12 protein-coding genes are annotated in these 13,591 nt (G+C 73.7%); 6 read left to right on the forward strand and 6 right to left on the reverse strand.

Annotated elements, in window-relative coordinates:
• Positions 1 to 30 precede the first annotated feature (30 nt).
• The 3 genes from ACOJUI_RS02865 to ACOJUI_RS02875 form a co-directional block, all read right to left on the reverse strand.
• Positions 31 to 1,518, reverse strand: a complete 1,488-nt coding sequence (locus tag ACOJUI_RS02865) for an MDR family MFS transporter (RefSeq protein ID WP_422116600.1) — start codon at positions 1,516 to 1,518, stop codon at positions 31 to 33.
• Positions 1,519 to 1,676: 158 nt separating this feature from the next.
• Positions 1,677 to 2,405 (reverse strand): response regulator, encoded by a 729-nt coding sequence (locus ACOJUI_RS02870; protein WP_422116601.1) that lies wholly within the window; start codon positions 2,403 to 2,405, stop codon positions 1,677 to 1,679.
• The gene (locus ACOJUI_RS02875) at positions 2,402 to 3,631 is read right to left on the reverse strand and encodes a sensor histidine kinase (RefSeq protein ID WP_422116602.1); all 1,230 of its coding nucleotides are present in this window, start codon (positions 3,629 to 3,631) and stop codon (positions 2,402 to 2,404) included. The genes ACOJUI_RS02870 and ACOJUI_RS02875 overlap by 4 nt, the downstream gene beginning before the upstream one ends.
• 102 nt (positions 3,632 to 3,733) lie before the next feature.
• Here ACOJUI_RS02875 and ACOJUI_RS02880 point away from each other — a divergent pair, with 102 nt between their 5' ends.
• Positions 3,734 to 4,483 (forward strand): GAP family protein, encoded by a 750-nt coding sequence (locus ACOJUI_RS02880; RefSeq protein ID WP_422116603.1) that lies wholly within the window; start codon positions 3,734 to 3,736, stop codon positions 4,481 to 4,483.
• Between the two features lie 33 nt (positions 4,484 to 4,516).
• Here ACOJUI_RS02880 and ACOJUI_RS02885 read toward each other — a convergent pair whose 3' ends face one another.
• Positions 4,517 to 6,187 (reverse strand): DUF4091 domain-containing protein, encoded by a 1,671-nt coding sequence (locus ACOJUI_RS02885; RefSeq protein ID WP_422116604.1) that lies wholly within the window; start codon positions 6,185 to 6,187, stop codon positions 4,517 to 4,519.
• A 182-nt stretch (positions 6,188 to 6,369) separates the two neighbouring features.
• Here ACOJUI_RS02885 and ACOJUI_RS02890 point away from each other — a divergent pair, with 182 nt between their 5' ends.
• From ACOJUI_RS02890 to ACOJUI_RS02905, 4 genes are all read left to right on the forward strand, one after another.
• Positions 6,370 to 7,230 carry a DeoR/GlpR family DNA-binding transcription regulator gene (locus ACOJUI_RS02890; protein ID WP_422116605.1) on the forward strand — a complete coding sequence of 287 codons (861 nt, stop codon included), beginning with the start codon at positions 6,370 to 6,372 and terminating at the stop codon, positions 7,228 to 7,230.
• Complete coding sequence (locus ACOJUI_RS02895; RefSeq protein WP_422116606.1) at positions 7,227 to 8,282, forward strand: LacI family DNA-binding transcriptional regulator; 1,056 nt, start codon at positions 7,227 to 7,229, stop codon at positions 8,280 to 8,282. Before ACOJUI_RS02890 ends, ACOJUI_RS02895 begins: the two co-directional genes overlap by 4 nt.
• Positions 8,279 to 9,565: an alpha/beta fold hydrolase gene (locus ACOJUI_RS02900; RefSeq protein WP_422116607.1), complete on the forward strand. Its 1,287-nt coding sequence runs from the start codon at positions 8,279 to 8,281 to the stop codon at positions 9,563 to 9,565. Before ACOJUI_RS02895 ends, ACOJUI_RS02900 begins: the two co-directional genes overlap by 4 nt.
• Before the next feature lie 92 nt (positions 9,566 to 9,657).
• A complete protein-coding gene (locus ACOJUI_RS02905; protein WP_422116608.1) occupies positions 9,658 to 11,013 on the forward strand; it encodes an exo-beta-N-acetylmuramidase NamZ family protein in 1,356 nt (451 codons plus the stop codon).
• Between the two features lie 14 nt (positions 11,014 to 11,027).
• Here ACOJUI_RS02905 and ACOJUI_RS02910 read toward each other — a convergent pair whose 3' ends face one another.
• Both ACOJUI_RS02910 and ACOJUI_RS02915 read right to left on the reverse strand, forming a co-directional pair.
• A complete protein-coding gene (locus tag ACOJUI_RS02910; protein WP_422116609.1) occupies positions 11,028 to 11,585 on the reverse strand; it encodes a dihydrofolate reductase family protein in 558 nt (185 codons plus the stop codon).
• 49 nt (positions 11,586 to 11,634) lie between these two features.
• Complete coding sequence (locus tag ACOJUI_RS02915) at positions 11,635 to 12,864, reverse strand: MFS transporter (protein WP_422116610.1); 1,230 nt, start codon at positions 12,862 to 12,864, stop codon at positions 11,635 to 11,637.
• A gap of 154 nt (positions 12,865 to 13,018) precedes the next feature.
• Between ACOJUI_RS02915 and ACOJUI_RS02920 the strand changes: the two genes are divergently transcribed.
• Positions 13,019 to 13,588, forward strand: a complete 570-nt coding sequence (locus ACOJUI_RS02920; RefSeq protein WP_422116611.1) for a helix-turn-helix domain-containing protein — start codon at positions 13,019 to 13,021, stop codon at positions 13,586 to 13,588.
• Positions 13,589 to 13,591: the final 3 nt, after the last annotated feature.

A 13,591-nucleotide genomic window follows, 5' to 3' on the forward strand; every position in this document is an offset into this window, starting at 1 on the left:
CGCTGGTGGGGCCCCCGCCCGGTCGTCCGCTCAGGCCGCGGAGGTCACCTCGGCCGGGTTCGGCTTGAGCGTGAGGGCCAGCACGATCGCGGCCGTGGTGATCACGCCGCCGAACACGAAGGCCCAGCTGGCGCCGCTGGCCTGGGCGATCTGCGCCGAGGCCCCGGACTCCGCGGCGACGGCCGCGCCGAGGGTGAGCAGGGCGATGAACACCGCGGTGCCCAGCGCGCCGGCCAGCTGCTGGAGGGTGTTCAGGATCGCCGAGCCGTGGCCGTACAGCGGTCGCGGCAGCGCGCCGAGGGACAGCGCCAGCAGCGGCGTCATCACCATCGCCATGCCGATGCCCAGCGGGATGTTCAGCGCGATGATCACGCCCCGGGTCGCGTCCGCATCGAGCAGGACCACCGAGAGCCAGCAGACGATCGCCATCAGCGTGATGCCCGGCACCACGATCGGGCGCGGGCCCACCCGGTCGTAGAGGGCGCCGACCAGCGGGCCCAGCATGCCGGAGGCGACCGCACCGGGCAGCAGGGTCAGGCCCACCTCGAGGGTGGACAGGCCCAGCGCACCGGTCATGTACAGCGGCAGCGCCACCACGGTGCCGAGCATGGTCGCGAAGCCCATCAGGATCACCAGCACGGAGACGGTGAACGTGCGCACCTTCAGCGGGCGCAGGTCCAGCAGCGGCTCCTGGCCGCGGGCGAGCATGCGGATCTGGCGGGCCGCGAACACGGCCAGCGCGAGCAGCCCGACCGCCGCCACCACCAGCGGCAGCACGCGGTTGGTGCCCTCGACGATCTGGCTGATCGAGGCCAGCGCGTAGACCACGCCGCCGAAGCCGATCGCGGACAGCACCACCGAGAGCACGTCCAGGTGCACCCGGGCCGGCTCGGTGTAGTTGCGCATGAACAGCAGCCCGATGACCAGCGAGACCACGATGATCGGCAGCATCATGACGAACAGGTAGTGCCACGACCAGTGCTCGAGGATGAACCCCGAGGTCGAGGGCCCGAGCGCCGGGGCGGCCGAGATGACCACGCCCACCAGGCCCATCACCAGGCCGCGGGCCGTGATCGGCACCAGCGCGAGGATGGTCGTCATCAGCAGCGGCAGCACCATCGCGGTGCCGGCGGCCTGCACCACCCGGGCGCCCAGCAGCACCGGGAAGCTCGGGGCGACGACGGCGATGGCGGTGCCGACCAGGAACAGGCTCATCGCGAGGGTGAACACGGTGCGCACCGACAGCCGCTGCATGAGGAAGCCGGTGGTGGGGATGACCACGGCCATCGTGAGCAGGAACCCGGTGGAGAGCCACTGGGCGGTGACCGCGGTGATCGAGAGGTCCTCCATCAGCGCGGGCAGCGCGACCGACAGCAGGGTCTCGTTGAGGATCATCACGAAGGCGGAGACCACCAGCACCGCGATGATCGGGGTGACCTTCGTGGCGCCTGCGGCGGCCGTCCGCGAGGCGTCGACCGCGGGGAGCTCGCCGGTGGGGGTGGGGGTGGTGCTGGGCATGCCGTGCCGCACTTTCGTGATCGAAGGGGAGGGTCCGGGTGCCGGGCGCGCCGCGTGCGCGACGCAGGAGCCGGGGCCCGAAGGGTCCCCATCCTCGCAGAGGACACGGCTGACGGCAGTATGAAATACGGCGCAGGCTGGAGGGAAGCGGAGTCCGCTCAGCCGCGGTGCTGCTGCCACCACAGCGCGGCCTGGACCCGCGAGTCCAGCTGCAGCTTGGTCAGCGCATGGGAGAGGTGCGACTTCACGGTGGTGATCTCGACGAACAGCTCGCGGGCGATCTGCTGGTTGGACAGCCCCTGCGCGACCAGGGCCAGCACGTCCTCCTCCCGCCGGGTGAAGGACGGCTCGGGGCCGACGGACGCCCCGGGGTCGGCGGACGCCGCCGGTCCGACGGCCGCCCCGCCCGCGACCGACCCCGGCCGACCGGCCTCGTCCTCCGCCCGCCCCCGCAGCGCCCCGACCACCGCGCGGGTCGCCGCGGCGGAGAGCACCGCATCACCGCGGTGGACGTCCCGCACCGCGGTGAGGATCCGCTGCGGGTCCTCGGTCTTGACCAGGTACCCGTCGGCGCCCGCGGCGAGCGCCCCCAGCACGTAGTCGTCGAGGTCGAAGCCGGAGATCACCAGCACGTTCGCGCCGGTCTCGCGCAGCCGGGGCGTGATCTCGATGCCGGTGGCGCCGGGCATGCGCACGTCGGTGAGCACCACGTCCGGGCGGTGCGCGCGGGCGGCGGCGAGCGCTGCGTCCCCGTCGGCCGCCTCGGCGACCACCGTGATGTCGGGGGCGGAGTCGAGCAGCGCCACCAGGCCGGAGCGGACGGCGGGATGGTCCTCGGCGACCACCACCCGGATCGGGGTGGTCATCGCGCAGCGGTCGGCGGTCATGGGCGGGCCTCCTGGCCGAGGGTCGGGGCGAGGGCGGGGGAGGAGCCGCGCACCGGCAGCTGTGCGCGCACCCGCCAGGTCCCGGCCTCGGGCCCGTCGGCCGGTGCGGAGCCGGCACTGCCGCCCACCGCGGTCGCCCGGTGGGCGATCGTGCCGCGGCCCACGCCGGTGCCGGGCGCGGAGGTCTCGGCCCGGCGGTTGTGCAGCTCGAACGTCACCGTCTCGCTCCCCACCCGCACGTCCAGCGAGATCGGGGCGAGCCCGTGGTGGACGGCATTGGTGGTGGCCTCGGCGGCGATCCGCAGCAGCGCGGCCTGCACCGAGGGGTCCAGGCGGGCGGGGTCGGTGACGGCCGGGTCGATCGACACCTGCGCCTCGGGGTCCCGGCCGCGCAGCCGCGCGGTGAGCGAGGGCCAGTCCAGGGTGACGGCGGGCAGCGAGCCGGACTCCGCCGTCGAGAGCACCCCGATCATCGAGCGCAGGTCCCGCAGCGCCGCATGCGCCGATGCGCGGGCCGCGATCAGCGAGCGCTCACGGCCCTCCGGCTCCGGCAGGGAGGCGGCGAGGTTCGTGTGCAGGGAGACGGCGCTGAGGTGCCCGGCGATCACGTCGTGCAGGTCGTGGGCGATGGAGCGGCGCTCGGTCTCCACGGCGTGGGCGGCGCGGCTCGCGGCGAGCTCGTGCTCGAGGTCCGCGAGCTGCTCGGCGGCCTGCCGGGCGCTGCGGTGGTGGCGCACCTCCCAGCCCCACAGCAGCGGGGTCAGCACCACCAGCGCCGCGATCAGCACCACCACGAACAGCATCTCGAACGGCGCGCCCGCGGCGAGCCCGAGCAGCACCGCCAGCACCGTGGCACCGATCGCGATCCGGGTGGTCAGCAGCGCCAGCCGGCGGCTGCCGTGCATGACCGGGTCGAACAGCGCCTCGAACAGCAGGAGGTAGGCGGAGAGCTGCCCGCCGACGGCGATCTCGACCAGCGACAGCGGACCGGCCACCGCGAGCGTGATCACCGGTCGCCGTCGCCGCCACAGCAGGCTCCCGCATCCGACCAGCATCAGCGCCACGGAGAACCAGAGGGGCCAGGGCGTGCCTGCGGGCAGGAACCCGGAGTTGTGCGCCCCGGAGGCGCCCAGCAGCACCACCAGCACTGCGTACCCGCCGGCGACCAGGACGTCCCGCGACCCGACCGGCGGGGAGGCGGGCAGCTCGGCGGCGGCGGCGGACATGCCTCGAGCGTACGCGGCGGCGGCGCTGCCCACCCCGGCGCCGGACGCAGTTCGTCCCTAGGGAGGAGGACCGCGGCGGGCGCCGGCCGGGAGGATCGAGGCATGGAGAACCTTCCCGACGCCGTCGGTCCGCTCGGCCTGATCCTGCTCGCCCTGGTGGACTCGACCTCGATGGGCACCCTGGTCATCCCCGTCATCCTGCTGGTGGTCGGGCGGGGCGGGGCGCTGCGCGTCGCCGGTCGCACCCTGCTGTACCTGGCGGTGATCGGGATGTTCTACCTGCTGCTGGGCGTGGCGCTGCTGGCCGGTCTGCTGCCGCTGCTCGACGCCTTCGGGCACCTGCTGGGCTCGCCGCCGTTGATGGTGGCCCTGGCCGCGCTGGGCCTGGCGCTGGTGCTCTACTCCTTCCGCATCGACCCGAAGGCGATCGCGAAGCGCGGCGGCGATCCCGAGGCCTCGGCCCGGCGCTGGACCGCGCGGGCCCGCCGTGCCTCCGGCCGGCCGGGCGTGCTGATCGCCCTGGCGCTGCTGGCCGGCGTGATCGAGGCGGCCTCGATGATCCCGTACCTGGCGGCGATGGGGATCCTCGCCGAAATGGGGGTGGGGCTGGTCGGCGGGGCGCTGGTCCTGACCGGCTACTGCGCGGTGATGGTCCTGCCGGCGGCCGTGCTGTGCGGGGCGCGGGCCGCGCTCGGGGATCGCGCCGACGCCTTCCTCGAGCGCGCCCACGACTGGGCGGTGAAGAACGCGACCAGCGCCTTCTCCTGGGCCGTCGGCATCATCGGGGTGATCGTCCTGCTCAACACCGTCGGTCCCGCGCTGGCGTTCCTCACCGGCGGCGCCGTGTCGTAGCAGGTGCGCCCCGCACCGCCGCCGCCACCGGCCTCAGCCGACCAGCGCCGCCGCCACGCGGACGGCGATCCTCCGCAGCTCGTCGGGATCGAGCCGGGGCGAGACCTCGAGCTCGTCGAAGCCGTCTGCACGGAGCAGGGCGCGCACGGCCTCGGTGCCCGAGCGCCGCTCGAGCAGTCGGGCGGCCCGGTGGTCGGTCATCGCGTCGCGGAACACCTCGTAGCGGATCGAGGTCAGCGGCTCCCCGTCGCGGCCGGGATAGACCATGAAGGAGTCACCGCCGAAGAAGCCGCCGCCCGCGCTGGTGTCCAGGAACGGATCGATCGGGCGGGTCGAGAACTGGGAGTTGTAGAAGTTGAAGCCCCAGTGCAGGAAGCCCTGCGCGCCGGCCAGGAACAGCTGGTGTCCGAGCACCCGGTTGTGGGTGCTGGACTGCGCGATGAAGCGGTTGGCGACGCCCCGGTGCTGGGACACGCAGTAGTACAGCCAGAGCGGGTCGACGCCGCCGTCCAGGAACGGCCGCGCGTGATCCGTGGCCGCCACCGGGACGTCCACCAGGCCGCGCTGGAAGAACTCGTAGGAGCTGAGGGCGTCGACGACGGTGACGTCGGCCAGGAGATCGGCCACCACGGCCCGCGCGGCGGAGTAGCTCTCGAGGTGCTCCTCGCCGGGCTCGTCGGAGAGGTGGAAGATGACGCGGTCCAGGCCCCATTCCTCCTCCAGCAGGGAGATCAGGAAGGGCAGCATCTGCTCGAGCAGCCGCCGGTAGGAGGGGTCCGTCGCGGGGACGTCCCACCCGAACCGCTGCTCGATGCCGGAGGGCGTGTGCACGTGGATCGCGGGGGTGGCGCGGGCTCCCCACTGCGTGAACAGGTGGGGCACCTCGATGTGGCGCAGGCCCACCTCGCGGCAGATCGACAGCCAGCGCAGCAGGTGCTCCGCCTCGAAGCGGTAGGTGCCCTCGCCGTCGTCGTGGATGGCCAGCAGCTGGGTCGGGATCCGGGTGCCGCCCACCCGGGTGTCCAGCGGCGGGGTCCAGATCGGGGTCAGCACGGAGGTGACCGACATGGCGGCCGCGGAGCGCAGGAAGCGGCGATGCACCTCCCAGTAGCGCTCGCTGAAGGGCTCCAGGTCGTAGTAGGAGATCAGGCCGTCGCTGTGGAACCAGTGGGTGTTGACGACGTCCAGCGGCGGCAGGGTCTCGGCGACGATCCGCAGCGGCACCTCCCGGAGCGCGGTCTCCGCGTCGGCGACCGCGATCTCGACCTGCACGGCGACGTCCCCGCCGACGGCGTCCGCGGCGATCTCGAGATCGACCCAGGCCGCCTGCCACTGCCCGGTGGGCAGCCCCAGCGGCTCCTGCGGGCCCAGCGGCCGCAGCAGGTCCGGGAACAGACCGGGGGCGGTGCGGAGGTACTCGGGGCCGGCGTCGGGCGGGGCCGGGAGGGAGACCGGGACCAGGTCCACCGCCCGCACCCGGGCCCGCACCCCCTCCGGGGCGCGCACGGAGACCGCGGCGGAGCGGAGGTTGTCCCAGGCGCTGCGACGCCCCGCCCGGATCGCGACCTGGAACGCCGTCCGCTCGCCGCGGTAGCCGATCAGCGGGATCGACGGATCGAGCTCGCGCGGGCGCCGGTCGGGGAACACCTTCTCGAGGTCGTCGCACAGCAGGACGGCAACAGAGGAGTCGGACGATGCGGGCATGGGCTTCCTTCACGGTGGGCGGTGGACAGGAGGGTACGGGAGGCGCGGGGGCGGGTCGCCCGTACCCGCGGGCCGCGGCCTCGCCAGCGGGCCTCCCGGCCTGCTCGCGGCTAGGATGAGCGGCAGCGTGGAGGCAGCTGCGGCAGTGCTGAGCACGCGATGGACCACGAAGGGGCAGGCGAATGACGCAGTCCGAGAGCGCGTCCGAGCGCGCCCGGCGTCCCGTGCGCGGCCGCCACGAGCGGCTGGACCTCGAGCTCGACCTGATCATCGACGCGGGGCACCTCGCGGTCGACGACCTGGTCGACCGCCTCGGCATCTCCCCGGCCACCGCGCGGCGCGACCTCGACGCGCTCGCCGATCAGCAGCTCGTGATCCGCACCCACGGCGGGGCCTCCGCGAACCCCGACGCCAGCTCGCTGCCGATGCGCTACCGGGCCGCGCGCCACGCCGCCGCGAAGGAGGCGATCGCCCGCCGCGCCGTAGACCTGGCCGTCCCCGGATCCGTGATCGGCATGAACGGCGGCACCACCACCACCGCGCTCGCGCACGAGCTCGCCGCCCGCCCCGGCTTCCGCGACGCCCCGCGCCAGACGGTCCTGGTCACCAACGCCGTGAACATCGCCCAGGAGCTCGCGGTGCGCCGCCACCTGCAGCTCGTGGTCACCGGCGGGGTGGTGCGCGAGTCCAGCTACGAGCTGGTCGACGCCTGGGCCGAGCAGCTGCTCGCCCAGATCCGGATCGACACGCTGTTCCTCGGGGCCAACGGCCTCAGCGCCCGCGACGGCGCCCTGACCCACGACGAGGCCGAGGCCTCGATCAACGCCCGACTCATCGAGCGCTCCGCGCGAGTGGTGGTGGTCGCCGACGCCACCAAGATCGGTGCGACCGCCTTCGCGCGCATCGCCCCCACCGAGTGGATCGACGACCTCGTCACCGACCCCGCCGCCGACCCGTCGGCCCTCGAGGAGCTGCGCGCCGCGGGCGTGCAGGTCCACCTCGCCGACCTCCGTCCCACCGCTCAGGAGGCCGATCAGCCATGACCACCGACGCCCGCAGCCCCGCCCCCCGAGCGGCCGTCACCCTGGCGGACGTCGCCCGCGCCGCCGGGGTCTCCCTCGCGACCGCCTCCTTCGTGCTCTCCGGGCGCGGTAACCTGCGCTCCTCCGGCTCGGAGGCCACCAAGGCCAAGGTGCGCGCGGCCGCCGAGGAGCTCGGCTACGTCCCCAACCGGCACGCCCAGGCCATGCGCACCGGGAGGGGCGGCGGCATCGTCCTCACCCTGGGAGCGCTCGATGACCCCTGGGCCGTGCACCTGACCACCCAGGTCCGCCACGACGCCCGCCCGCACGACTTCTCGACGCTGGTGCTCGCCGACGAGAGCTGGTTCCAGTACCTCCAGGGGGCCTCCGCCGACGCCGCGCTGCTGACCAGCATCGACTTCGTCGAGAACGGCCCGGACCTGGTGCGGCGCCTGGCCTCCACCACCCAGAGCGGGCTGGTGGCCTTCAGTGCGCACATGGAGCCGGAGGACTTCGACGTCGTCCGCTCCACGCCCGTCCCCGCCATCGGCCACGCCTACGCGGCGCTCCGCGCCCGTCATCAGCGGGTCCATCTGCTGGCACCCGACCTCCCCGACCGCCCCGGCGGCGTGCTCGCCCATCCGCGCACCCAGGCCTTCCTGGCCGCGGCCCGCGAGCACGGCGACGGTCCCGCCGAGGCCCTCGTGAAGGTCGGCCCCGCGGGCAAGCGGAGCACCCACCTCACCGGCCTGGACTGGCTGGCCGGCCCCCACCGCCCCGAGGCGGTCATCTGCTTCACCGGCTACCAGGCGGTGGCGATGCAGCTCGCCGCCGAGCGGATGGGCATCAGGATGCCGGAGGATCTCGAGCTGATCGCGATCGGCGACGTCCCGGCGGAGACCGAGTATTTCGGACCCGTCAGCTACTACGGGGTCGACGACGTGTTCGCGCGCCTCTCGGGCATCCTCATCGACCGGGCGCTCGACCGCGAGGACCGCCCCGGTGCCCTGCACACCTTCGACTGGCAGTACTTCCCCGGCACCACCACCCGCGACCACGAGGCGGCCTCATGAGCACCACCACCTGGACCCTGCCCGGCCTGCAGCTGAGCGACCTGACCCTGCCCGTCCCCCTGGACCACGCCGAGGCCACCGGGCCGCAGCTCGAGCTGTTCGCGCGGGTGATCGCCGAGCCGGGCGGCGAGGACCGTCCCTACCTCGTCTACCTGCAGGGAGGCCCGGGCTCCGAAGCGCCCCGGCCGCTCGACGCCTCCAGCCCGCCCTGGCTGCCGCGGGCCCTGCGCGAGCACCGCGTGATCATGCTCGACCAGCGCGGCACCGGCCGCTCCACCCCCGTCGGCCTGGACACCGCGCTGCCCGAGGGGGCGATCGCGGGCGCCGCCACCCTGCGCGAGGCCACCCCCTCCCAGCAGGCGCAGTACCTCACCCACTTCCGGGCCGACGCGATCGCCCGCGACGCCGAACTGCTGCGCGAGCACCTGGGCGTCGCGCGGTGGACGCTGCTGGGCCAGTCCTTCGGCGGCTTCACCACCCTGCGCTATCTCAGCGCCCACCCGCAGTCCGTGGAGAAGGCGCTGTTCACCGGGGGCCTGCCGACGGTCGGCCCCGGGATGGACGCGGTGTACGCGAGCACCTGGGAGGGGATGATCGTCCGCAGCGAGCGGTACTGGGCCCGCTTCCCCGCCGACCGCGACCGCTTCCGCCGCCTTGCCGACGCCGCCGGCGCCGGCACGCTGCGCCTGCCCGACGGCTCCGCCGTGGGCGTGGAGCGGCTGCGCCGGCTCGGCCACCTGCTCGGCGCCTCGCAGGGCCAGGAGCGCCTGCACCACCTGCTGGACCTCGATCCCGCCTCACCCGCCTTCGCCCACGACCTCGCCGCCGCCCTGCCCTTCGGCGGCCGCAACCCCCTGTACGCGGTGATCCACGAGAGCTGCTGGGCCGACGGCGTCGCCACCCGCTGGGCGGCCGACCGCATGATGCCGGTGGCGGTGCGCGAGGACCCGACCCTGTTGGGCGGGGAGCACATCCACCGGGACCTCTTCGCCGAGGACCCGCAGCTGGTGCCGTGGGCGGAGGCCGCCGACCTGCTCGCCGAGCACGAGTGGCCGCAGCTCTACGACGCCGCGGCCCTGCGCGCCGTGGAGGTCCCCGGCGCCGCCGCCGTCTACTTCGACGACGCCTACGTGCCGCGCGAGTCGTCCCTGGCCACCGCCGCTCTGCTGCCGGCCCTGCGCACCTGGGTCACCAGCGAGTACGAGCACAACGGCCTGCGCGCCGGCGGCGAGGACGTCCTGGACCATCTGCTCGACCTCGCCGTCGGTCGCCGCGCCGCCTGACCGGAGGCGCTTGTGACCCGCGACACGCCTTGCTAGCGTGCGTCCGAGCGACCGACGCACGGACGATCCGACGACGACGACGGAGGCCCTTCGTGGACCACGCAGCACCGAGACAGACGGAACCGCCGAGGGACCACGACGGACGGCCCGGGAGACGCCGGGTCCTCGCCACCCTCGGCGCGCTTCCCGCCGGAGCGGCCCTCACCGCCGCGGGCAGTGCGCACGCCGCCCCCACCGATCGCGGCAAGGGCAAGGGGAAGGGCGGCAGGTTCCGCCTCGGCGTCGAGAACCTGCTGCAGCCGCGCCGGCTGAGGACCCTGCGCGGTGCGCGGGTGGGCCTGATCACCAACCCCACCGGCACCGATCGCGAGCTGCGCTCCACCATCGACCTGCTGGTCGAGGCGCAGGAGGAGGGCGGCTTCACGATGGCCGCGCTGTTCGGCCCCGAGCACGGGGTGCGCGGGGCGGAGCCGGCCGGCGGCGCCGTCGGCGACTACACCGACGAGAAGACCGGCCTGCCGGTGCGCTCGCTCTACGGCGCCACCCAGAAGCCCACCCCGGAGATGCTCGCGGACCTCGACGTGCTGGTCTTCGACATCCAGGACATCGGCACCCGCTTCTACACCTACATCTGGACGCTCTACTACGCGATGGAGGCGGCCGCGGAGAACGGCAAGCGTTTCGTGGTGCTGGACCGCCCGAACCCCCTGGGCACCGACATCGAGGGCTTCGTGCTCGAGCCGGAGCTGTCCTCCTTCGTGGGGCTGCGCGAGATCCCGCAGACCCACGGCCTCACCGTCGGCGAGCTCGCCTTGCTGTTCAACGGGGAGTTCCTCGATGGCGCCGTCACCCTCGAGGTGGTCGAGATGAGCGGCTACGACCCCGAGGACCCGGCGGCCGCGGACCTGCCCTGGGTGCTGCCCTCCCCGAACATCCCCACCGCGGACACCGCCGTGGTCTACGCCGGCACCGGTCTGATCGAGGCCCTGAACATCTCCGAGGGCCGCGGCACGACCACGCCGTTCCTCTGGTTCGGGGCGCCGTTCATCACCGAGGACCACATCGAGGCGATCATCGCGGACCTGCGGGAGGCGGAGCTGCCGGGCGTGCTGTTCCGGCCGATGTTCGCCACCCCCACCACCTCGAAGCACGCCGGTGCCTTCAGCGGCGGCGTGCAGCTGCACGTCACCGACGCCGACGCCTACGAGCCCGTGCGCACCGGCATCCATGTGATCGCGGCGCTGCTGCGCAACGTCGAGGAGGTCGACTGGCGCGAGGGCGAGGACTGTCGCACCGACGCGGACATCTGCTGGATCGACAGGCTCTCCGGCACCCGGCGCACCCGGCAGATGCTCGAGGCCGGCGACGACCCCGAGTCGATCGTGGCCGCCTGGCGTCGCGAAGCGCGCCGCTTCGAGGCCACCACCCGGCGCTACCGCCGCTACTGAGGGGGAACGGGTGCTCAGCGCACCGCGTACTGCAGCCAGCTGAACCCCTGATCGAAGCGGCGCTGATCGACCAGCTCCAGATCGAGCCGGAGGCCCGGGGGGTACAGGGGCGTGCCGCCGCCGACGATGACCGGGGCGACGAAGCGGTGGATCTCGTCGACCAGCCCCGCCCGCAGCGCGTGCGCCGCGAGCACGGGGCCCTCGATCGTCACGTCCCCGGCGGCCCACTGCACCAGGGTGCGGACCGCCTCCGCGTCGAAGCTGCTCTCGAGCCGCGTGCGCCGGGTCGGCACGCTGGTCAGGGTCGAGGAGAAGACGACCTTGTCCGCGCTCTGCCACAGCTGCGCGAACCGGGCAGAGACCGGCGAGTCGGCGGCGACCGCGGGATCGGTCTCCCACACCTGCATCTCCTGGTACATGCGTCGGCCGTAGAGATAGGTGCTCACGGTCGACATCTGGTCCTCGATGAAGACGGCCACGTCCTGGCCGGGGAACGCCCAGTCGTAGGAGCCCGTCGCATCGTTGATGAAGCCGTCCAGCGAGCCCATCACGGAGTAGATCAGTCTGCCCATGAGCAACGATGGCACGCTGCGCGGCGGTGCGCCATCACGAGGTGTCGCCTCACGGCAACGACGGGACGCTGCGGCGGTCCTTCGAGTCCTCGTCCTGCGCGCGACGGGCCGCGGCCTCCCGGACCAGCCGCCGACGCCGGACCTCCACCCAGCCGGCGGTGAACACCGCGCCGGTCACCAGCAGCACGACGGCCATCACCGCGATCACCACGGCGAAGGTGGCCTCGAGCGACACCAGGGAGATCACCGCGCTGGAGGTGATGATGCCCAGCGCGTTCGCGGTACGCAGCAGGGCGAACACCTCGGCGCGGTGCTCCGGTGCCACCAAGCGGTCCAGCACCAGCGAGTAGTAGGTGGCCAGCGGTGCCAGCACCGAGCCCACCAGCAGGGCCCCGATCACCGTCGCGGTCACCGAATGTCCGAAGCCCACCGCGGCCACGCCGAGGCCGGTCACCGCGAGCCAGGCCAGCACGGTGCGTCGGCGCGGCACCCGGTTGTGCACGCTGACCCAGATCCCGCCGAGGATCGAGGTCGTGCAGATGGCGATGGGGAAGAGCACCCCCCAGGCGGCGGGCAGCCCGAAGGAGACCGCCATCGGGACCGCCCCGATCTCGATCGCCGCGATCGCCGCCGCGCTCGCCCCGCCGCACACCAACCACAGCAGGATCGTCGGCGTCAGGCGCAAGCGGCTGCGCCGCTGCTCGGGACCGGGAGCGGTCGCCGAAGGGATGCGCGGCAGCAGCAGCATCGGCCCCATCCCCAGCAGCACCATCGCCCAGGCGGCGGCCTGCGGGGAGACGCTGCCCAGCGCCGCGGCGAGCACCGGGGCGGCCACGAAGGTCAGCTCGTTCAGCGTGGCCGCGATCCCCAGCGCGCGCGGCAGCCGACCCGCGGGCACCAGGTGGTTCAGCACCGCCCGGAGGTTGCCGTAGGCGGCGCCGTTGACCAGTCCCGCGAGCGCGGCCCCGGCCACGATCAGGCCGAAGGGGGCGCCGAGGCCCGCCAGCACCGCGATCCCCACCAGGGCGAGCGTGCGCACCCCGATCAGCACCCGCAGGAACGGGATCGGGGAGAAGCGTCGCCCGAGCCGGGTGATCGGCACCGCCCCGAGCACCTGCGCGATCGTCATCGCGAGCATCATCGCGGCGCCGCTGGCGGCGTCTCCGGTCAGCGGCAGGGCGATCAGCGAGAAGGCGATCGGCGCCGCGGCCTGCGGCACCGCGAAGGAGCCGTAGGAGATGAACCATCGCAGCAGGGGGCTGCGGGCGGATCCGGCCATGGGGATGCCTCCTTCGGTGCGCAGGGGAGCGGGGAGGCGGACGCCTCCTCTGGGCAACATAGTGCGCATCGCCGCGGGTGCGCAATATAGTTCCCGTCACCCTCCCGCTAGGCTTCGGGGCACGGATCGGCAGGGGAGCCCGAGGAGGCTGGGCATGAGCGGTGGGATGCGCCCCGCGGTGGTCGAGCAGCTCGGCGCCCGCATCCGCTCCGCCCGGCAGGAGCAGGACCTCAGCGTCGGCGCGCTCGCCGAGCTCAGCGAGGTCTCCCGCCGCATGCTCACCCAGATCGAGCTCGGCCAGGCCAACCCCAGCGTCGCCCTCCTGGACCGCATCGCCGCCGGCCTCGGCACCACCTTCGCCGCCCTGATGGGCGTGGGGGCCGACGACGCCCCGGAGGGGGTGGAGGTCTGGTCGACCGAGGCCGGCAGCTGGGCGGTGCTGCTGGACGCGGTGGACACCGCCTCGCTCTCGGTGGAGACCTGGAAGTGGAAGCTGCTGGGCGCTGACGTCTACGAGGGCGGAGCGGGAATCATGCTGTCGGGGATCATGCACCACGTCATCGAGGGCGCGCTCGAGATCATGAGCGGCTCCGGGATCCAGGTGATCGAGGCCGGTGGCTCCGGTCGGGTGGTCGCCGGTGACGGCTACCGGTACCGCGCCCGCGACGAGCAGGCCGCAGTGTTCTTCTCCGTGGCCCTGCTGCCGCGGCCCCTGCGGGACTGACAG

Source organism: Brachybacterium sp. UNK5269, from assembly GCF_049266655.1.
Taxonomy (GTDB): domain Bacteria; phylum Actinomycetota; class Actinomycetes; order Actinomycetales; family Dermabacteraceae; genus Brachybacterium.